The following is a 20,295-nucleotide window of genomic DNA, read 5'->3' on the forward strand; positions in this document are numbered from 1 at the left end:
GCGGGTGGGACACCACCGGGGAGTGACGTCGGGAGCATCGACCGCCTGGGTGCCTCGCGAGAACGGAAGCCATCGGGTCCTGCTGAGCAGCAGCCCTGCAGACCCGAGGCAGACCGCGACCGACGTCACCGAACCAGGAGTGCACCCATGACCGCCACCCCCGCAGCAGGCACCGACGGCCGCCGCCCCATCAAGCGGGCCCTCGTCTCCGTCTACGACAAGTCCGGTCTCGAGGACCTCGCCCGCGCTCTCGACGCCGCCGGGGTCTCGATCGTCTCGACCGGGTCGACCGCCAAGACCATCGCCGCCCTCGGCATCGACGTGACGCCGGTCGAGGAGCTCACGGGCTTCCCGGAGTGCCTGGAGGGCCGCGTCAAGACCCTGCACCCCAAGGTGCACGCGGGAATCCTCGCCGACACCCGCAAGCACGACCACATCCGGCAGCTCGCGGACCTCGGGGTCGAGCCGTTCGAGCTCGTCGTCGTCAACCTCTACCCGTTCCGCGAGACCGTCGCCTCCGGCGCGACGCCCGACGAGTGCATCGAGCAGATCGACATCGGCGGCCCGTCGATGGTGCGTGCGGCCGCCAAGAACCACCCGAGCGTCGCCATCGTCACGAGCCCCGCGGCATACGGCACCGTCGCCGAGGCGCTGGGTGCGGGCGGGTTCACGCTCGAGCAGCGCAAGCGGCTCGCGGCCGAGGCCTTCGTGCACACGGCCTCCTACGACGTCGCGGTCGCGAGCTGGATGGGCACCGCCTACGCCGACACGACCGACGGCACCGGCTTCCCCGCCTGGACGGGCGCGAGCTTCGACCGCGCGGCGGCGCTCCGCTACGGCGAGAACCCGCACCAGCAGGCGGCCCTCTACCGCGACTGGCGCCCGGGCGTCGCGAGCGCCGAGCAGCTGCACGGCAAGGAGATGTCCTACAACAACTACGTCGACACCGACGCCGCCGTGCGCGCCGCGCACGACCACGGCGACCAGCCGACCGTCGCGATCATCAAGCACGCCAACCCGTGCGGGATCGCCGTCGGCGCCACGATCGAGGAGGCGTACGAGCGGGCCCACGCGACCGACCCGGTGAGCGCCTACGGCGGGATCATCGCGGCCAACCGGACCGTGACGGCCGCGATGGCGGCTGCTGCCAAGCCGGTCTTCACCGAGGTGATCATCGCGCCCGACTACGAGCCCGAGGCCCTCGAGATCCTCACGGCGAAGAAGAACCTGCGCGTCCTGCGCCTGCCGGCCGGGATGGCCGAGGCGGCCGACCCGATCGAGACCCGGGCCGTGAGCGGTGGCCTGCTCGTGCAGACCGTCGACAAGGTCGACGCCGTCGTGCGCGGAGAGGACGGCGAGGTGACCGGTGGTGACGACGCCGCGGACTGGCGCCTGGTGGCCGGCGACGCCGCGGACGACGCGACGCTGGCCGACCTGCAGTTCGCGTGGCGCGCCATCCGCGCCGTGAAGTCCAACGCGATCCTGCTGGCCAAGGACGGCGCTGCAGTCGGCGTCGGCATGGGCCAGGTCAACCGCGTCGACTCCTGCTACCTCGCGGTGCGGCGAGCGGGGGAGGACCGGGCACGCGGCTCCGTCGCGGCGTCCGACGCGTTCTTCCCGTTCGCCGACGGACTGCAGATCCTGCTCGATGCCGGCGTGCGCGCCGTCGTGGCGCCCGGCGGGTCGATCCGCGATGACGAGGTCATCGCGGCGGCCCAGGCCGCCGGCGTGACGATGTACTTCACCGGCACCCGCCACTTCTTCCACTAACAGACAACCGTCGAGAGGCCAACCTTTGCGGTTCTGACACCGTCGAGAGGCCATTCTTTGCGGGTCGGACAAGGTCGAGAGGCCAGTTCTCGTTGACGAGAACTGGCCTCTCGACCCGCGTGGGGCCGCAAACATTGGCCTTTCGACGGTTTGGGGTGGGTGGGTGAGGCGACTCAGCGAGTCCAGCGGTAGCCGGTTGGCTCGCCCTCGCCCAGGTCGACGATCGCGGCCACGGGACCGCCGCCGTCGGGGCCCTGGTGCGCGGCCGACACCGACACGAACACTGCCGGGTCACCGGTGACGGATGCCGTCACGCCGCCCACGGCGGACTTGATCTGCCGGTGCCAGTGCACGTCGGAGTCGTCGAGCATCGCGTTGCGGCGGCCGTGCACCTGCCCGTCCTGGCTCACCTCGCACTTGAGGAAGACGTTGACGAGGCGGCCGGCGATGTCGGAGGGGTGCGGGCGCTCCGGCAGGTCGAGGCCGGCGTCCTTGATCGCCGCCCAGATGCCGTCGGCGTCGAGGGCGTCCTGCATCACCGAGTGGCCGATGCGGTAGCGGCCGCCCACGCCGCGCGCGTTGCCCACCACGACGACCTGCGCCTGGTCGAGCTCGACGCCGGAGCTGCACGAGGCGACCGACGAGAAGAGCGACCGGTCGTGCATGATGTCGGCGTCGTCGGGCATCTCGACCTCGCCGAGGGCCACGGCGACGCCGAGGGCGGTCGTGCCGTTCGAGAGGTCCATCGACTCGTGGGTGTGCTCGGTCCACACCTCGTGGCCGCGCTTCTTGGCGTCGCGGATCGTGTGGATCGTCAGCAGGGGCGTCTTGGTCTGCACGTAGTGCACGTCGGCCGGGTCGGTGATGCCGGCGCGCTCCATCGCCACCCTCACCGCGTCGGCGACCTTCTGCACCATCGCGACGTAGCCGATCTCCTCCGGCTTGATCGGCTCACTCATCGCGAACCCGACCGTCAGCCGGGGCTCCTCGGACGGCTCTGCCTTCTCGGCCGGGACGGTCGCGAAGATCGTCGCGTGCGGGCTGATCACCCCGTCCGTGCCGCCCGACCACACGATGGGGACCTGCTTGACCTGGTCGGCGGGCGCGCCCTTCTCGACGAGGACCTCCCGGAAGGCGCGGTCGGCAATGATCCGCGTGTAGTCGTTGACGCCGCCGTTGCCCTCCGTCTTGCCGATGATGGCGATGACGCGGCTCGCCTCCATCACGCCGTCGTCGATGAGTTTGGCGAGCTCCGAGGCGTCGGCGACCGAGTGGATGGGGACCTTGCGCACCTCAATGGCTTCGGGCACGTGAATCACCTTTCTGGGCTTGGGTTCTCGATGATGGTCCCGACCTGTCCCTCGACGGCGGGTGCGAGCTGGTCGAGCGCGGTGATGATCGAGCGCGAACCGCCCGAGCGCACGAAGCGAAGGGCGGCCTCGACCTTCGGGCCCATGGAGCCCGACGCGAAGTGTCCCTCGGCGGCATACGCCTCCATCTGCTCGAGCGTGACCCGGCCGATGTCGTGCGCCTCAGGCGTGCCCCAGCCGGTGACCGCGTGCGTGACGTCGGTGGCGATGGCGAGCACGTCGGCGGAGACGTCACGCGCGAGGAGGGCGGCGGTCAGGTCCTTGTCGATGACGGCCTCGACGCCGCGGAGGGTGCCGTCGGCGTCACGCACGACGGGGATGCCCCCGCCGCCGGCGGTGACGACGACGTAGCCGGCGTCCAGGAGCGTGTGCAGCGTGCGGGTCTCGAGGACCTCGACCGGCTCGGGAGAGGCGACGACCCGACGCCAGCCCTTCTCGCCGCGGTCCTCCCAGCGCTCGCCGTGGTCGATCAGCTTCTGGGCCTGCTCGCGGGGAAGGTAGCGCCCGATCGGCTTGGACGGGTGGGTGAAGCCGGGATCGTCGGCGGCCACGAGCGTACGCGTGACGATCGCGGCGACGGGCCGCTCGACGTCGCGTGCGGCGAGGGCCGCCTCGAGCGTGTCGAGCAGCGTGAAGCCGATCGTGCCCTGGGTCTGCGCGCCGCACCAGTCGAGCGGGACGGGCGGCACGACGTGGGCGGCCAGCTCGTTCTTGACCAGCAGGTTGCCGACCTGCGGCCCGTTGCCGTGCGTGATGACGACCTCGTGGCCGTGGGCGATGAGCTCGGCGAGGTGGTGGCTGGCCACGGCGATGGCGTCTTGCTGCGCCTGGGGCGTCGCGCTGCCGTCGGGGCCGGTCATGGCGTTGCCACCCAGCGCGACGAGCACCCTCACCGCGCGGCCCGCCTCGTCATGGCGTGAGCCTAGGCAGCGCCGCGGAGCGGGCGCGTTGTCACGTCCTGCCCAACAGGAAGCGGCCCATTGGCAGATGTATGACGTCGGGCCGGCTCGGGGCCCGTGCCGTGGGCGCCGCGCGGTGCCGGCACCGGACGGGTAGGGGAGTACTGTCGGGAGGCGCCGGGCCGCACCAGCGAGTGTGGGGCCGAGGGCCTGGCCGAGTGCCCGTCGAACCGAGAGGAGGCACGTCGTGGGAGTCGGAGTCCTGCTCGCCATCGTGGGAGCCATCCTGACCTTCGCCGTGCGCGCCAACACGTCGGTCATCAACCTGACCGTCGTGGGGATCATCTTCATGGTCGCCGGCGGCGCACTCATCTGGCACGGCCGCAACGGAACCCGACGCAAGCGCGTCATCACGCGCGAGGAGCGCCCCAGCGGCGCCACGACTTCGACCAGCACCGTGCGCCAGACCATCGAGGAGCGCGAGCTCGACTGAGTCCGCCAGGGCCGAGAGCTCAGACCCAGTCGACCTCGGCTGAGGTACGCCCGTCGGCCAGCCGTGCGTAGCCCGGGCCGCGGTCGAAGAACGGCTGGTCCGCCGGCCGTTCGCTGCGCATCCGGTCGCGCAACACGTCCGACGCAGCCTCGTCGATGACGGGCGCGTCCTGGTCGCCCGAGGCGACGACGCCGTAGTCCCGGCGGGCGCCCTCGAACGAGACCTTGCCCCAGCGCAGGTCGCGCTCGACCTCGTCGAAGGGCCGGTCGAGGGGGTCGCCCCAGCCGCCGCCCCCGGTGGTGCGGATGCGGATCACCTGGCCGGCCCTGACCGGCTCGGCGTCGGCCAACGCATCGACCGTGCGCTCCTCCGGGCCGCCGACGTCGACCGTCACCTCGAAGGGCCGGCCGGCCTTGCCGCCCTTGACTCCCCAGCAGGCGAGGATCGACCGGTCGGCGATGGACATGAAGTGGGCGTCCTCGAGCATCCGGATGTGCTTCTCGTAGCCGAGGCCGCCACGGAAGCGGCCCGCCCCGCCGGAGTCGACGGCGAGCCCGAGGCGCTCGACGAGGAACGGGAACCGGCTCTCGGTGAACTCGGTCGGGAGGTTGCGGCTGTCGGGCACCACGTGGATCGTGTCCTCGCCGTCGGCGTAGTAGCGCCCGCCCGACCCGCCGCCGAGCACCTCGCGCATGAGGTAGTCGTTGCCGTCGCGGTCCTTGCCGTAGACACCGGTGTAGCGGATGGTCTCCTGGTCGGCCGGCATCCGGCCGTCGACCGCCTTGGCCACGACGCCGGCGAGCACCCCGAGCAGGCGCAGGATGACGAAGGTGCGGGCGTTGGTGGGTGCCGGGTAGATCGGGGTGAGCAGGGTGCCCTTCTCGGGGAAGCGCATCTCGATGAGCGGCACGACTCCTTCGTTGACGTCGAGTTCGGCCATCCGCTCGGGGGTGTCGGCGAGGTTGCGCAGGATCGGCGCGAGCCACTTCTTGAGGAAGTTGCCGCCGACGTAGTCGCCGCAGTGGTTGATCGGGCCTTTCGCCTGCGGGCCGGTCCCGGTGAAGTCGATGACGAGTCTCGGGCCGCCGTCCGGGTACTGCTCGGAGCGACCCGGACCGCCGGTCGAGCTCTTCGTCAGGGTGATCCGCTGCGTGTGCAGCATCGGCTCGTCGACGCCGTCGTGCTCGGCGTAGTCCTCCCACACGTAGGTGCCGTCGGGGATCTTCCCGAGGATCTCGCGGCGGTAGGTCTCGGTGGTCTGGTCGAGGATCGCGTCGAACGCCGCCTCGATGGTGTCGCGGCCGTAGCGCTCGAAGAGTTCCGCGAGCCGGCGCGCGCCCATCAGGCAGGCCGAGCACTCGGCGCCGAGGTCGGCGGCGAGGCTGTCGGGCATGCGGCTGTTGCGGGTCATGATGCGCAGGGCCGCCTGGTTGGGAACTCCCTTGTCCCACAGCTTGATCGGGGGGACCGAGAGGCCCTCCTCGAAGACGGTCCGGGCGTTGCTCGGCATCGAGCCGGGCACGGCGCCACCGATGTCGTCGTGGTGCCCGAACGCCTGGACGAACGCCACGACCTTGCCGCCGGAGAAGACCGGCACGGTGACGCACAGGTCGGGCAGGTGGCCGATGCCGCCCTCGGACTCGTAGACGTCATTGTGGAAGAACACGTCGCCCTCGCTCATCTCGGCGAGCGGGAAGTCGCGCGCGACCGGGTGCACGAGCGCGCTGTAGGAGCGGCCGGTCAGCTTGCGCAGCTGCCGGTCGTGGATGCCGGCGCGGAAGTCGTGCGCGTCGCGGATCATGGGGGACCGCGAGGTCCGGGCGATCGCCGTCTCGACCTCCATCTCGACGCTCGCGAGGGTGCCCTGCACGATCTCGACGAGGATCGGGTCGACACTCGTCCCCTCGGGGGTCAGCCGGTTGCCGTGCTCGTATGCCGTCGGCAGCCCCGCGGGGTTCACCGCGGGAGCGTCGTGGCCGGGCGCAGAGCCGTCGGAGCCGGTCGGGCTGGACGAGCCGGTCGGGCTGGACGAGCCGGTGGCGGCGTCCACGGGAGCGAGTCGGGTGGCCGCGGTCTGGCAGGAGAAGCACATCTCAGGACTCCTGGTGGGGCGGGAGCAAGGCGGTAGAGGAGTCGCCGGCCCTCGTGATGACGAGGTTGCCGAGGGTGTCGACCCGTGCGGCGAAACCGGGGTGCAGCGGCACGGTGGAGCCGAACTCCTCGATGACCGCCGGTCCCTCGACGATGTCGCCGGCACGCAGGTCGGGCCGCCACCACACGTCGGTGTCGACGTAGCCGTCGTCCGCGTCGAAGCACACCGGCCGCACCGACCGGTGCGCGCGCTCACGTGGGTCGGCCGCTACCACTGCAGCGGGGAGCTCCCGCAGCTCGGGGCGCGTGATCGGGCCGACCCCGGTGACGCGGAGGTTGACCCACTCGACCTGCTGCGTCGGGTCGTCGCGGAAGTCGTAGCCGTAGAGGGCGCGGTGCGTGTCGTGGAAGCGGGAGGCCACGCCGGCGGCATACGCGTCGTCGACGTCACCCTCGGGGGCGGGGACGCGCACCTCGTAGGCCTGGCCGAAGTAGCGCAGGTCCACCGTGCGCGCGTAGCGGTGCGACTCGCGCGGGAAGCCCTCTGCGTCAAGGGCGCTCGCGGCCTTGACGCAGAGGTCGTCGAACGTCTTCTGGACGGCGGCGTGGTCGAGCGCGGAGTGGCGGGCGACCGCCGTCTGGACGTAGTCGTTCCTGACGTCGACGGTGAGCAGGCCGAAGGCGGAGACGTTCCCGGGGTTCTGCGGCACGACCACGCCGGCCAGGCCGAGGATGTCGACGAGGCGACAGGCGAGCAGCGAGCCGGAGCCGCCGAAGGTCGCGAGCATGAAGTCGCGCACGTCGAGTCCGCGCTTGACGCTCACCTGCCGCAGCGCGTTCGCCTGGTTCCACGCGGAGATCTCGAGGATGCCGGTGGCGCAGCGGTCGCGGTCGAGCCCGAGCCGTCCGGCCAGGTCCTCGATCCCGGCCCGGGCCGCCTCTACGTCGAGCGGGATCTCCCCGCCGAGCAGGTGCGGCGGGATGCGACCGAGCACCACGTGGGCGTCGGTGATGGTCGGGTCGGTGCCGCCCTTGGCGTAGCAGAGCGGGCCCGGGTCGGCTCCGGCCGACTGCGGGCCGACCTTGAGCGAGCCCTCCGGGGAGATCCACGCGATCGACCCGCCGCCGGCTCCGACGGTGACGACGTCGATCATCGGGATCTTGCTGGGGTAGGCGCCGACGGTGCCCTCGGTCGTCAGCGTCGGCTCGCCGCCGAGGACGACCGACACGTCCGTCGAGGTGCCGCCACCGTCGCAGGTGAGCACCTTGTCGAAGCCGGCGCGCCCGGCGATGAGACCCGCGCCGAGAGCCCCGGCGGCCGGGCCCGAGAGGACCGTCGTGATCGGCTGGTGCACGACCTCGTCCGCCGACAGCACGCCGCCGTTGGACTTCATGATGTGGAACGGCACCCTCTCGCTGCTACCGACGAACTCGTCGAGTCGCTGGTGGATGTTGGCGACGTACCGCGACACGCTGGGCTTCACGGCGGCGTCCACCAGGGTCGTCATCGAGCGCTCGTACTCGCGGTACTCGCGCAGCACCTCCGAGCTGATCGACACGACCGCGTCGGGGTGCTCGCGGCGCAGCACCTCTCGCATGGCGAGCTCGTGGCGGTCGTCGGCGTAGGAGTGCAGCAGGCAGACGCCGATGGTCGTGATCCCGCGCGACCTGAACCAGCGGGCCGCCGCGAGGGCTGACGCCTCGTCGAACGGGCGGATCTCGTTGCCCTCGAAGTCGAGGCGACCACCGACCGTCCTGACGTGGTCGGCCGGGACGATCCGCGGCGGCTTGACCCAGAAGTAGGAGTTGCCGTAGCCGTCGGGGACGGCCTGCCGGGCGATCTCGAGGATGAACTCGTAGCCCTCGGTCGTGATGAACCCCAGGGCCTCGACCTTGCCCTCGAGGAGCTTGTTGGTCGCGACGGTGGTGCCGTGGGAGACCGCGGAGATGTCGTCACCGGTCGCGTCCATGAGGTCGAGGACCTTGCGGACGCCGGCCAGGAAGCCGTCGGCGGGGTTGCCCGGGGTCGACGGCGTCTTCGTCGTGACGAGCTCGCCGGAGTCCTCGTCGAGCGCGACAACGTCGGTGAAGGTGCCGCCGGTGTCGATGCCGATGCGGATGCGCCGCCGCGCCGCCGGGGCCGTGCCTGCCGTCATGACGAGGATTCAACCGGCGGGACCCCCGCAGAGGCGTTGGCACATCGTGCCAACAGCCACGTGGCCTGGGCCCAACCCTCGCCAGACCGCGCGGACACCGGCCTCCGATGTCGAGAATGGCTCGTGGGCTCCGTTCCCCGAGTGATCGCGCCGCCCCGGCGCGACCCCGACCAAGGAGAGAGAACGATGGCGAAGTACCTCATCGGCGTGGACTTCCAGCCCGGCGACGACCCTGCCCCGATGTCCGAGTGGACGCCTGAGGAGGTCCAGGCCCACCTCGACTACTACGGCGTGCTCATCGGCGAGCTGGAGGCCAGCGGAGAGCTGGTCTCGTCGACCATCCTCACCGGACCCGACCTGGCCAAGATCGTGCGCTCCGACGGGAAGGCACCCGTGGTCACCGACGGCCCCTTCTCGGAGTTCAAGGAGTGGCTCGCCGGCTTCCAGGTGGTCGAGGTGGACTCCGAGGAGCGGGCCCTGGAGATCGCCTCCCGCATGTCGGCGGTGCCCGGCCGCGGCGGGGTGCCGACGCGCCAGCCGATCCACGTGCGCCAGGTGATGGAGGACGCGCCGGCCGACACCGAGGAGATGGACGCGTTCCTGCGCACGGCGGAGGGCGTGCGCTGACCCGCGCAGCCGGCACCGAGGACCTGCTGCGCTCACTCGCGCCGCAGGTCGTCGGCATCCTCAGCCGCCGCTTCGGCGACTTCCACTCGGCCGAGGACGCCGTGCAGGAGGCGCTGCTCGCCGCCGCCCGCCACTGGCCCGCCGAAGGGGTTCCAGAGGAACCTCGGGCCTGGCTCGTGACCACGGCCTCGCGCCGCCTCCTGGACCTCTGGCGCAGCGACGCGGCCCGTCGTGAGCGGGAGGCACGCGTCGCCGCGTGGGAGGTGCCGGCATACGACCCCGTCGACCACGACGACAGCCTCACGGTGCTGCTGCTGTGCTGCCACCCCTCGTTGACCCCGGGTTCGGCGATCGCGCTGACGCTGCGCGCCGTGGGCGGACTGACGACCGCCGAGATCGCGCAGGCCTTCCTCGTGCCCGAGCCGACGATGGCCCAGCGGATCAGCCGGGCCAAGGCGACCATCCGCGCCTCCGGCGAACCCTTCCGTATGCCGTCCGGCGCGGACCGCGACGCACGCGTGCGGTCCGCGATGCACGTCCTCTACCTGCTCTACAACGAGGGCTATGTGAGCAGCCGGGGCCCTCACGTGCAGCGGGTCGACCTGTCCCGAGAGGCCATCCGCCTGTGCCGGATGCTCGTCGCCGAGGTGCCCGAGCAGGCCGAGGCGCTCGGGCTGCTGGCCCTCATGCTCCTGCTCGAGGCGCGCGGTCCCGCACGGTCCGATGCTCGGGGGAATCTCGTGCCGCTGGCCGAGCAGGACCGCACCAGGTGGGACGCCGCGCTGATCCGGGAGGGTGAGGACCTGCTCGCCCGGGCCCTGGCAGCAGGGGCGGTCGGGGAGTACCAGCTGCAGGCTGCGATCACCGCCGTGCACGATCGCGCGGCAACCGCCGCAGACACCGAATGGGAGGAGATCCTCACGCTCTACGGCCTGCTGGAGGGCGTGACGGGGAACCCGGTGGTGACGCTCAACCGCGCCGTGGCGGTCGCGATGGCGAGGGGACCGCGGGCGGCTCTCGCGGTCGTCGACGAGGTCGAGGACCGTCTCGGCACCACCCATCGCTGGCTCGCGGTGCGTGGACAGCTGCTGGGGATGGCGGGCCAGAGCGTGGCCGGGGCCGAGCTGCTGGAGCGAGCCGCCGCCGTGGCCACGAACGAGGCCGAGCGTCGCCACCTCGTGTCGAGGGCCGCCCGCCTCCGGGCCGCTCGCCCCTGAACGCGGCGTCGCCGGTCGACCGGCCGGCGCAGCGCGCGGCGCCGGACTCACCCGCGGAGGGTGACGCGCGCGGACCGGTCGCGGTCGACCATCGGATTTGTCGTCATCGTCTGCCGTGAGGGGGGCCATCGTGGTGATCGGCCTCCACGACGTGTGGGCCGCCGGAGGCATGCCGCCGGCCGGGCCCGACGAGTCGGCGCACGGTTCGACGGACGGATGGACCGCCGCGGATCTCGCGGACGCCGCGCTCGGCCTGGCCGTCGCGGCGCTCGAGGTGTCGCGACGGGCGTCGGCGAGGGCACCCTTGGTCACCCGCCCGCTGTCGGCGCTCGCCGCCCGGTCGCTCGCCCTCGGGGGGCGACTGCGCCGGTCCGGTCGGGTTGCCGAGCTCGTCGAGCGCGGCGCGCGTGAGCGCCGCGCCGCAGAGCGGGGTGCGTATGCCGCCGCGCAGCGTGTCGCGCCCCGCCTCGTCGACGGGGCGCTCGGCCTGGTGGACGTCACGGAGATCGTGGCCCGTCACGTGGACCTCGACGCCCTGGCGGCGCAGCTGGACGTGGACGCCGTGGTGGCGAGGGCCGACCTGGAGGCGGTGCTGGCGCGGGTGGACGTCGACGAGGTGGTGGCGCGCGTGGACATCCAGCGCATCCTCGACCGGGTCGACGTGGACGCCGTGGTGGCGAGGGCCGACCTGGAGGCGGTGCTGGCGCGGGTGGACGTCGACGAGGTGGTGGCACGTGTGGACATCCAGCGCATCCTCGACCGGGTCGACGTGGACGCCGTGGTCGACCGCGCGGACCTCGACGCGGTGATCGCCAGGCTCGACCTCATCGCCCTCGCCGAGTACGTCGTCGAGGGGATCGACCTGCCCGGCATCATCCGCAGCTCTACCGGCTCCATGGCCTCCGAGGGGATCCGGGAGGTGCGCCGGCAGGGGATCGGGGCCGACGAACGGGTCGCCCACGCGGTCGACCGCCTCCTCCGTCGCGCGGCGCGGGCTCCCGGGACGGCCTACGAGGGGTCGGTCGACGACGCATACGGCATCTCGACCGAGGAGCGGCCACCGGCGACTCACCCGTCGGGGCCGGGCGCCGGTGGCCCCGTCTCCCGCTGAGGACGACATGACGCCGCCGGCCCAGCCGCCCCGGGGGCCCATCGCGCGCCTCGCGGTGCCGCAGGCAGCGAGGCCGGTGCAGGGGCACCGCGCGGGCATCGTGACGCGACTGCTGGCGGCTGCCGTCGACGCGGTGGTGGCTGTCCTCGTCGTGGCTGCCGGGTATGCCGCCGCGCTGGGTGTGGCCTTCGTGCTCCGGCCGCGCACGTTCACCTTCCCCGACCCCGGCTTCGGCCTGCTCCTCGCATCGTTCCTCGGCGTCCTCACCTGCTACCTCGCGCTGGCCTGGGCCACGACCGGGCGCAGCTACGGCGGGCGGCTGCTCGGGCTGCGGGTGGTCGACTCGCGGGGGCGACGCCTGCACGTGCTGGTCGCCGTCGCCCGGGCGCTGCTGTGCGTCTTCGTGCCCGTGCTGATCTTCTGGGTGCTGGTCAGCAGGGAGAACCGCTCGGGCGCGGACGTGCTGCTCCGCTCGTCGGTCGTCTACGACTGGACGGCGGCCTCGGAGAGGGACGACGGTCCCGACGCCCGGATCGAGTGACACGGCCGCTCCGGCCGCTCCGACGCGGGTGCTCAGGTGCCGAAGTACTCGCGCAGGGCCGCGTCCTGCTCCGGCGTCAGGTTCGTGTGGATCAGGGTCGGGCGGTCCGAAGGGAAAGCCGCGCGGACCCGCTCGACGTCCACGTCGGAGCTGACGACGAAGAGGGCAGACGTGCCCGGCGTGACCGCGTCGCGGGCCTGCTGGATGAACGCCTCGCTGATCCCCGCGTCGCGCAGCGTCCCGCCGAGCGCCCCAGCGGCGGCGCCCACGGCCAGCCCCAGCAGCGGCGCGAAGAAGATGACGCCGAGGAGCAGGCCCCAGAAGGCGCCGCCGAGCGCTCCCTTGCCGGTGGGCGTGACGACCTGCGACGCCCGGGGCCGCCGGGACCCGGCCGGCCACGTCACCACTGCCGCATCGATGAGCCGCAGGGCGCCCTGGCGGTGAAGGTCGCCGAGCGTGCGACTTGCCGCCTCGGCGCCCTCCTCGTCGTCGAAGCGCCAGAGCGTGAGCGCGGCCACGGAACCGGTGCCCTCGCCGGCAGCCGTGCCTCGGCTCGTCGGCGTGCCGGCCGGCGTCCCCGCCTCCGGAGCGCCACCGGTGTCGGCGCGGCGACCGGAGCCCCGGCCGGCTCTGCCGCGCTGGCCCACAGCGGCCTCGAGCTCGTGCCAGTCGGCCCTCAGACGCGCCGGCAGGCTCCGCACCGAGCCCGGCAGGGCCCGCGCCGAGAGCGACTCGCGAGCGGCGCCGGCGTCGTCCGCACCGGCCGGCAGGCGAGCCACGTCCCGGTAGCGGAAGAGGATGCGGTTCAGGGTCGAGGCGCCGACGAGGACCCGCGCCAGCAGATAGCCCCAGAGGAGCAGCGTGGCGGCACCGCCGAGGGCGCCGTAGAGCTGGGACGAGCTGCTGATGCGGTTGGCGAGGAAGAGGACGGTGACCAGGTGCAGCGCCTGGACACCGGCGCCGATGAGCAGCGCACCGGGCAGCAGGTCCGAGGCGGTTGTGTGCACCGGGTGCGGCAGCGCGCGAAGGGCGAACCAGCCGAGCAGCGCGTAGAGGGCGATCACCAGGACCGTGGCGGCGAGGCCGGCGGCGAGGGCGACTGAGCGCAGCCAGTTGACGGCGAGCGTCGCAGCGGCGGCGGCAAGCAGCAGCGCCGCCACGGCGGCCGCCGCTCGCGGCTGCCGGCGCAGACGTGACACGGGCAGGTGCCACGCCAGGCTGGTGCCGATCCACAGCGCCTTGGCCAGGTCGACGGACGTGGAGTACAACCCGGCGAGGCCGATCAGCAGCAGGAGCCACCGGGCGTCGTGCGCCTGGCTCGCCGCCTGCGCGATCGTCGTGGTCGCGAAGCCGCCGAGGCCGACGCCGCTGAGCCCACGGCGTACGTCGTCGCTGCTCGAGAAGCCCAGGAGGGCGACGACGACCAGCCCGGCAGGGAGCAGCCACAGGAACAGCCGGAAGGCGAGGGCGCCGGCCAGCAGAGCCCCTCCGGTGTCCCGGTCCTCGCGGAAGGCGTCGGTGAGCAGCCGGATCGTGACGTGCTCGTCCCGGGCCTCGAGCAGGCGTCGACCGGCTCCGGCCTGCAGGTCACGGCCGCGCCCCACGAGCCGGCTCGACCGGGAGGGCGCGCGCCGCTCCGGCCCGGTGTCCCGTGGCATGAGCCCATGCTCGCTTCTCTCGCCGCCGGCCACGTCACCCCCTGAGCGTGATGACCGGCTGCAGGGGCGAGGTGATGGTGGACGAATGCCGGAGCCGCGAGGAGGCAGAGCGATGAGCACGGACGAGATGAGCACGGGCGGCCAGAAGGCTGCCGAGCGGGACGACCCCGCCGACGCTCGCACGGAACCCGTCGAGACCGCTGCCGACACGGGCGCCGACACGGGCGGCGACACGGGCGCCGACACGATGGCTGCCACGGCCCCTGCCACGGCCGACGCAGCGCCTGCATCGGCACAGGAGGTGGCGGCGCTCCAGGCCGAGGTCGAACGGCTGCGTCGTCGCAACGCGGAGCTGGAGTCACCGAGAGCCGTGCGGGTGCGCCACGCCGCGCGCAGCACGCTCGTGGTCGTCCTCACGATCATCGGCGCGCTGTGCCTGACCCTGGCCGTGCCCGCCGTGTGGGCGCGCAACGAGGTCCTCGACACCGACCGCTATGTGGCGGACGTCCAGCCGCTGGCCAGCAACCCCGACGTGCAGGCCACCGTCGAGGCCGCGGTCAACCGGCAGATCGCGGCGAACTTCGACGTCAACGCCGCGGTCAGCCAGATCGTCCCGCCGCAGTTCGACCGGCTCAAGGCACCCATCGCGAGTGCGGTGTCCGGACTCATCGCCACGGTGATCCACAAGGTCGTGACGAGCGACGCCTTCCTGCAGCTCTGGTCGACGGCCAACCGGGCGGCCCACGCCTCGCTCGTCGGCATCCTGACCGGCGAGAACCAGGGTCAGGCAGTGACGGCCTCGGACAACACCCTGCGCCTCAACATCGGACCACTCATCGACCAGGTCAAGACCCGGCTCGTCGCCTCAGGTCTCGGGGTCGCCGCGTCCATCCCGACGGTCAACACCTCGATCCAGATCGCGCAGCTCCAGGGCCTCGAGCGGACCCAGCAGCTCGTGCGGTGGCTCGACACCCTGGCGAGCTGGCTGCCGTGGATCGGGCTGGTGGCACTGGCCGGAGCGGTCGCCCTCGCCCGCGGTCGACGGTGGCGGGCGCTCATGTGGGCCGGGCTCGCGACGGCGATCGGCCTGCTGCTGCTGCGCCTGGGCCTCATCGTGGGCCGCGAGGTCTACCTCACCCGCATGCAGTCGACGAACATGTCGCCGCAGACCGCGTCCTACGTCTTCGACACGGTGACGCGCTACCTCGTCGACGGCATACGGCTCGTGTTCATCATCGCGCTCGTCGTCGCAGGCCTGGCGGCACTGCTCAACCGCCGGGAAGCGGTCGCCCGCTTCGGCCGCTGGGTGGCACGGGTCTCGAGCAGGACCTGGGACTCGCTGCGGGACGGGCCGGTCGGGACAGCCGTGGGGGAGCACGCCCCCGCCGCCGCCGGCGTCGTCATCGCCCTGGGCACCTTGGTCCTCGTCATCTGGAGCAACCCCACCGGCCTCGTCGTGCTGCTGATCGCGATCGTCGTGGCGCTGCTCCTCGCCGCGGTCTGGGGGATGGCGCAGGGCCGCACGCACACGGGGCTTCCGGCGCACTGACCACACGCGTACGTATGCCGCCCGGCCGGCACGAGGACATCCGCCCCAGTGCCGCCGGGCGGCCGCTCAACGCCTCCCGATGGCCCAGCCGACGACCACGCCGACCAGGGCGATGGCCCCTCCGGTCGCCACGCCGAGCGCGAACTCGCGCCCGCGGAACGGCTCCGCCTGGGCTGCCCGGCCGGCATACATGGCGGGGGACGGCGCTCCCGGGGTGAGCGGCGGGGCGGACGGCGCTGCGGGTGCGCCCGCCGCGACGGGCAGTGGCGCCACGGCCCGCAGCTCCGGCGGCACGCCGTGGATCTCGGCGTCGAGGGCCGCGAAGAACTGCCCGGCCATCCGCTTCGTCACGCCGGAGAGCATCCGCTGGCCCACTCCGCCGATCGGGCCGCCGACCTGGGCGTCGGCGTCGTAGGTGACGCGCGTGCCGCCGTCGTCGCTCCCGTCGACACGCACGTCGACGTCGGCCTCCACGGTGCCCGGCGCGCCGGCCCCGGAAGCCGTCAGACGCAGGCGGGTCGGAGCCTCGAGGTCCTCGAGGTGGATGGTGCCGTCGTAGGTCCCGCGCACGGCGGCGACGCCCATCGTGACCCGCATGCCGTATGCGTGGTCACCCTTCTCGACGAGCGACTCGCACCCCGGGAGGGTCCGGGCCAGGACGGCCGGGTCGTGGATGGCCTGCCACACCTGCTCCGGCGGCGCAGCCAGGGACACGGCTCCGGTGATCTTCATGCGGTGGGCTCCTTCGGCGCGGGGGAGGGACGGGAGAGGCGGTGCAGGGACGGGAGCTCACCGGCGGCGTGCCGGCGGCGCAGCTCCCACAGCTCGAACGGCGAGATCGGCATCCGCCGGATCGGGAAGCCCTCGGCGTCCTCGATCGCCGACGCGATGACCGCCGACACCGGGATGCAGCCCGCCTCGCCGGCGCCCTTGATGCCCAGCGGGTTCAGGGGCGAGGGCGTCTCGAGGTGGTCCGTCTCGATCGTTGGCACCTCGGAGGCGTAGGGCAGGAGGAAGTCCATGAACGAGGCGTTGAGCAGCTGGCCCGACTCGTCGTAGGCCATCCGCTCGTAGAGCGCCCCGCCGACGCCCTGCGCGACCCCGCCGTGGACCTGGCCCTCCACGATCATCGGGTTGATCATCGTGCCGCAGTCGTGGATGACGCAGTAGCGCAGGATCCGGATCTCGGCCGTGACGGGGTCGGTCTCGACGACTGCTGCGTGCATGCCGTTGGCGAAGGTCGCCTGGGTGGGCGAGTAGAAGTCCCTGCCCTCGAGGCCCGGCTCGTCGTCGTCGGCCACCGGCGGCTTGTCCGGGTCGAAGGTGCCGGCGAACTGGGTTGCGGCCTGGGCAGCCTCGTCGAACGCGTAGCGCAGCGGGTTGGACAGGACCGACACGGTGCCGAGGCTCAGCGACGTGTCCGGGGCGCCCTTGACGCGCACGGTGCCGTCGACGATCTCGAGATCCTCGGGCGAGACCTCGAGTGCGTCGGAGGCGATGCGCAGCGCCTTGGCGCGGACGTTGCGGGCGGCGAGGGCGATGGCGCTGCCGCTCATGACCGCCGCGCGCGACGCGAACGTGCCGACGGCATACGCCATCTTGCGGGTGTCGCCGGTGGTGACGTGGACGTCCTCGAGGGGGACCCCGAGCTCCTCGGCGACGATCTGCGCGAAGACGGTCTCGTGGCCCTGTCCCTGGGAGGTCAGGCCGGTCGAGACGTTGACCCGGCCGCTCGTCTCGACCTGGACGTGGCCGCCCTCGTAGGGACCGACGCCGGTCCCCTCGACGTAGCAGCCGATTCCCAGCCCCACCTTGCGTCCCTCGGCCTCGGCGCGGAGGCGGTGGTCGGCGAAGTCGTCCCAGCCGACGAGCTCCTTGAGCTTCGCGAGGCTGGCCGGGAAGTCGCCGGAGTCGTACTTGAGCGGGCGCCCGTCCTGGAAGAGCAGCCCGTGGTCCCAGGGCATCTCGCTCGGGAGGATGAAGTTGCGCGAGCGCACCTCGGCGCGGTCGAGACCCAGCTCGTCGGCGATGGCATCCATCGTGCGCTCCATCGCGAAGCACCCCTGGGGCCGGCCCGCACCCCGGTAGGGCGTCACGAGAACGGTGTTCGTGTAGAGCGACCAGAACTCGCAGCGGTAGGCGCCGGGCTTGTACGGGCCCAGCAGCTGGGTGGAGGTGATGATCGGGACGATGATGCCGTAGGGGGTATAGGCGCCGTTGTCGTGCCAGAACTGGACGTCGAGGGCAAGCAGGTGGCCCTCGTCGTCGAAGCCGACGGTGACCCGGTGCAGCTGGCCGCGCTCGTGGGCGGCAGCGACGAAGTGCTCGCGGCGGTCCTCGGTCCACTTGACCGCGCGGCCGAGCAGCCTTGCCGCCCAAGGGACCAGCACCTCCTCGGGCCAGGGGTGCACGATCTTGACCCCGAAGCCGCCGCCGACGTCGGGCGCGATGCACTCGAGCTTGGCCAGGGGCAGGTCGAGCTTGGCCGCCACGGCCGCGCGCACGCCGGTGGAGGTCTGCGTCGAGGAGTACATCCGCAGCTCGCCGCGCTCGGTGTCCCACCGTGCGTAGACGCCGCGGCCCTCCATCGGCGTGGAGGCGCTGCGCTCGATGTCGAGCTCGAGGGTCAGCGTGTGCGGCGCTGCGGCGAGGGCGGACTCGACGTCGCCGACCTCCTGCAGCATGTGGGCCGCGACGTTGCCGGGGACGTCGTCGTGCACGAGGAGGTCACCGTCGCGGGCCGCCTCGATGCCGACGACCACGGGAAGCTGCTCGTAGCTGACCCGGATGCGCTGGCAGGCGTCCTCGGCGACGTAGCGGTCGGTCGCCACGACCATGACGACGGGCTCACCGACGTGGTTGACCTCGTCCCTGGCCAGCGCGTGGCCGGTGCGGCCGTGGGTCAGCGTCGGGTGCGGGATGAGCAGGGGCAGCGGCTCGCCGACCCGCCCGGGCAGGTCCTCGTGGGCGTAGATGCCGAGCACGCCCTCGATGTCGACCGCCTCGGAGGCGTCGATGTCGACGATGCGGGCGTGCGCGTGCGGGCTGCGGACGAAGGCGGCGGCGAGGGCGTCGTGGCCGAGGTCGTCGAGGTAGCGTCCGCCGCCGGTGACCAGGCGCGGGTCCTCCTTGCGCCGGATCGGAGCCCCGAACATCTGGGTCGTCATGCGCCCTCCCCGGCGGCGGTCTCGGTGACGCGCTCCGTGGCGCGCTCGGCCCGGATCTCGGCGGCGCGCAGGACGCTCTTGACGATGTTCTGGTAGCCGGTGCAGCGGCACAGGTTGCCCGAGATCGCCTCTCGCGCCTGCTCGCTCGTCGGGTGCGGGTGCTCGTCGAGGTAGGCGGTGATGGTCGTGAGGAAGCCCGGCGTGCAGAAGCCGCACTGCAGCCCGTGGCACTCGGCGAAGGCCTGCTGGACCGGGTTCATCGACTCACCGGTCGGCGCACGGCGAGCGTCACGGGCATCGCACAGACCCTCGACGGTCGTGATCTCGTGGTCCTGCGCCGTGACCGCGAACATCAGGCAGGAGCGCATCGGCCGGCCGTCGACGAGCACGGTGCAGGCGCCGCACACCCCGTGCTCGCAGCCGACGTGTGTCCCGGTGAGCTCGAGGTCGTGCCGGAGGAAGTCGGAGAGCAGACGCCGGGCCGGGACGACGGCTGAGTGCCGAATACCGTTGACCGTGACCGTCACCTCCCCGCCCTCCCCGCCCTCCCCGGTCGCGTGGGCGCTCTGCTGCGCTCGCGCGCTGTCGAGGTGCTCACTCGACGGGGGGAAGTGCCCATTGGACGGGGGGAAGTGCCCGCTCGACGTGGGGCCGCTCCGGTCCTCGGCCGACTGGGTACCGTGCTCTACGGCTCGGGGGAGCGCCCGGCGGGTGAGCTCGGCGGCGAGCATGCGGCGGTAGTCGGCGCTCGCGTGGATGTCGTCCTCCGGGTCGACGTACGCGTGCACGGCCTCCGCGGCCGCGTCCAGTCCCCGCTCCCAGGCGTCCGAGCCGGGCTCGACCCCGGCCAGGGCCGACGTCAGGTCGAGGACCGAGGGCACCGCGGTGACGGAGACGAACGAGGCCCGGGCCTGGGACACGACGCCGTCGGTCAGGGTGACGCCGACGCCGACTCCGGCGATGGCGTAGTCCCCGTGCCGCCGCGCCGACTCGGTGAACGCCGTGCCGGTCCCGGCCGGGAGGCGACCGAAGCGCACCGCCACGACGAGCTCCTCCGGGTCGAGGCACGTCTCCAACGGCCCGAGGAAGAAGTCGGCACAGGCGATCTCGCGTGGGCCGGCGGGCCCGACGACCTCTACGGTGCCGCAGGTCAGGGCCAGGATCGCCGGCATCTCACCGGCCGCGTCGGCGTGCGCGATCGAGCCGACCGTGGTGCCGCGGTTGCGGATCGCGGGATGTGCCACGTTGGTCACGGCCTGGCGCAGGAGCGGGAGGGCGGCATACGCCTCCCGGGAGCGCTCGAGGCCGGCGTGTCGCACGAGGGCGCCCACGCGTACGAACTCGTGGGTCACCGCGATGGCGTCGAGTCCGGCGACCCGGTTGAGGTCAACGAGGTGGGCCGGGGAGGCGAGGCGCATGTTGAGGAGCGGGATGAGGCTCTGCCCGCCCGCGAGGACCTTGCCGTCGTGGCCGACCTCGGCGAGCACGGCGACGGCCTCCTCGACGGTGCGCGGCGCGTGGTGCACGAAGGGGGCGGGCTTCACCGTACTGATCCTGCCTTTCCGATCCGGTGTGCAACCAGTGAATGGTGTGCATCGCTGGCGCCGGGCTCTTGGCAACTTCTGCCGGGAAGGGCCGTGGGCCCC

The 20,295-nt window shown here is 72.6% G+C and carries 15 protein-coding genes; 7 read left to right on the forward strand and 8 right to left on the reverse strand.

Going from position 1 to position 20,295, the window contains the following annotated elements; all coding sequences use genetic code 11:
* Positions 1-147: 147 nt before the first annotated feature.
* On the forward strand, positions 148-1,770 hold the full coding sequence (purH, locus tag LQK93_RS14065; protein WP_374968401.1) for a bifunctional phosphoribosylaminoimidazolecarboxamide formyltransferase/IMP cyclohydrolase: 1,623 nt from the start codon (positions 148-150) through the stop codon (positions 1,768-1,770).
* 173 nt (positions 1,771-1,943) lie between these two features.
* On the opposite strand, the gene LQK93_RS14070 is transcribed toward purH, so the two are convergent.
* A complete protein-coding gene (locus LQK93_RS14070) occupies positions 1,944-3,080 on the reverse strand; it encodes a ring-opening amidohydrolase (protein WP_374968402.1) in 1,137 nt (378 codons plus the stop codon).
* Positions 3,081-3,085: 5 nt separating this feature from the next.
* Complete coding sequence (locus LQK93_RS14075) at positions 3,086-4,033, reverse strand: carbamate kinase (protein ID WP_374968403.1); 948 nt, start codon at positions 4,031-4,033, stop codon at positions 3,086-3,088.
* A gap of 253 nt (positions 4,034-4,286) precedes the next feature.
* On the opposite strand from LQK93_RS14075, the gene LQK93_RS14080 reads away from it, so the two are divergent.
* The gene (locus LQK93_RS14080) at positions 4,287-4,532 is read left to right on the forward strand and encodes a hypothetical protein (RefSeq protein WP_374968404.1); all 246 of its coding nucleotides are present in this window, start codon (positions 4,287-4,289) and stop codon (positions 4,530-4,532) included.
* A gap of 19 nt (positions 4,533-4,551) precedes the next feature.
* Here LQK93_RS14080 and LQK93_RS14085 read toward each other — a convergent pair whose 3' ends face one another.
* Together LQK93_RS14085 and LQK93_RS14090 are read right to left on the reverse strand one after the other, a co-directional pair.
* Positions 4,552-6,624, reverse strand: coding sequence for a hydantoinase B/oxoprolinase family protein (locus LQK93_RS14085; protein WP_374968405.1), 2,073 nt, complete (start codon positions 6,622-6,624; stop codon positions 4,552-4,554).
* A 1-nt stretch (position 6,625) separates the two neighbouring features.
* A complete protein-coding gene (locus LQK93_RS14090) occupies positions 6,626-8,779 on the reverse strand; it encodes a hydantoinase/oxoprolinase family protein (protein WP_374968406.1) in 2,154 nt (717 codons plus the stop codon).
* Between the two features lie 186 nt (positions 8,780-8,965).
* Here LQK93_RS14090 and LQK93_RS14095 point away from each other — a divergent pair, with 186 nt between their 5' ends.
* From LQK93_RS14095 to LQK93_RS14110, 4 genes are all read left to right on the forward strand, one after another.
* Positions 8,966-9,406, forward strand: a complete 441-nt coding sequence (locus LQK93_RS14095; RefSeq protein WP_374968407.1) for a YciI family protein — start codon at positions 8,966-8,968, stop codon at positions 9,404-9,406.
* Positions 9,407-9,432: 26 nt separating this feature from the next.
* Complete coding sequence (locus LQK93_RS14100; RefSeq protein WP_374971514.1) at positions 9,433-10,623, forward strand: RNA polymerase sigma factor; 1,191 nt, start codon at positions 9,433-9,435, stop codon at positions 10,621-10,623.
* A 130-nt stretch (positions 10,624-10,753) separates the two neighbouring features.
* A complete protein-coding gene (locus LQK93_RS14105; RefSeq protein WP_374968408.1) occupies positions 10,754-11,734 on the forward strand; it encodes a hypothetical protein in 981 nt (326 codons plus the stop codon).
* A 7-nt stretch (positions 11,735-11,741) separates the two neighbouring features.
* Entirely contained in the window at positions 11,742-12,275 is a 534-nt protein-coding gene (locus tag LQK93_RS14110; RefSeq protein ID WP_374968409.1) for an RDD family protein, read from the forward strand.
* A 32-nt stretch (positions 12,276-12,307) separates the two neighbouring features.
* Here LQK93_RS14110 and LQK93_RS14115 read toward each other — a convergent pair whose 3' ends face one another.
* Complete coding sequence (locus LQK93_RS14115) at positions 12,308-13,933, reverse strand: YhjD/YihY/BrkB family envelope integrity protein (protein WP_374968410.1); 1,626 nt, start codon at positions 13,931-13,933, stop codon at positions 12,308-12,310.
* A 112-nt stretch (positions 13,934-14,045) separates the two neighbouring features.
* Here LQK93_RS14115 and LQK93_RS14120 point away from each other — a divergent pair, with 112 nt between their 5' ends.
* Positions 14,046-15,482 carry a hypothetical protein gene (locus LQK93_RS14120; protein WP_374968411.1) on the forward strand — a complete coding sequence of 479 codons (1,437 nt, stop codon included), beginning with the start codon at positions 14,046-14,048 and terminating at the stop codon, positions 15,480-15,482.
* Between the two features lie 66 nt (positions 15,483-15,548).
* Here LQK93_RS14120 and LQK93_RS14125 read toward each other — a convergent pair whose 3' ends face one another.
* From LQK93_RS14125 to LQK93_RS14135, 3 genes are read right to left on the reverse strand one after another with little or no spacing between them, the layout of a single operon-like run.
* A complete protein-coding gene (locus LQK93_RS14125; RefSeq protein ID WP_374968412.1) occupies positions 15,549-16,214 on the reverse strand; it encodes a carbon monoxide dehydrogenase subunit G in 666 nt (221 codons plus the stop codon).
* Positions 16,211-18,649: an aerobic carbon-monoxide dehydrogenase large subunit gene (gene cutA / locus LQK93_RS14130; protein WP_374968413.1), complete on the reverse strand. Its 2,439-nt coding sequence runs from the start codon at positions 18,647-18,649 to the stop codon at positions 16,211-16,213. Before cutA ends, LQK93_RS14125 begins: the two co-directional genes overlap by 4 nt.
* Positions 18,646-20,193 (reverse strand): FAD binding domain-containing protein, encoded by a 1,548-nt coding sequence (locus LQK93_RS14135; protein WP_374968414.1) that lies wholly within the window; start codon positions 20,191-20,193, stop codon positions 18,646-18,648. Before LQK93_RS14135 ends, cutA begins: the two co-directional genes overlap by 4 nt.
* Positions 20,194-20,295: the final 102 nt, after the last annotated feature.

The organism is Terrabacter sp. BE26, from assembly GCF_041941675.1.
GTDB lineage: Bacteria > Actinomycetota > Actinomycetes > Actinomycetales > Dermatophilaceae > Terrabacter.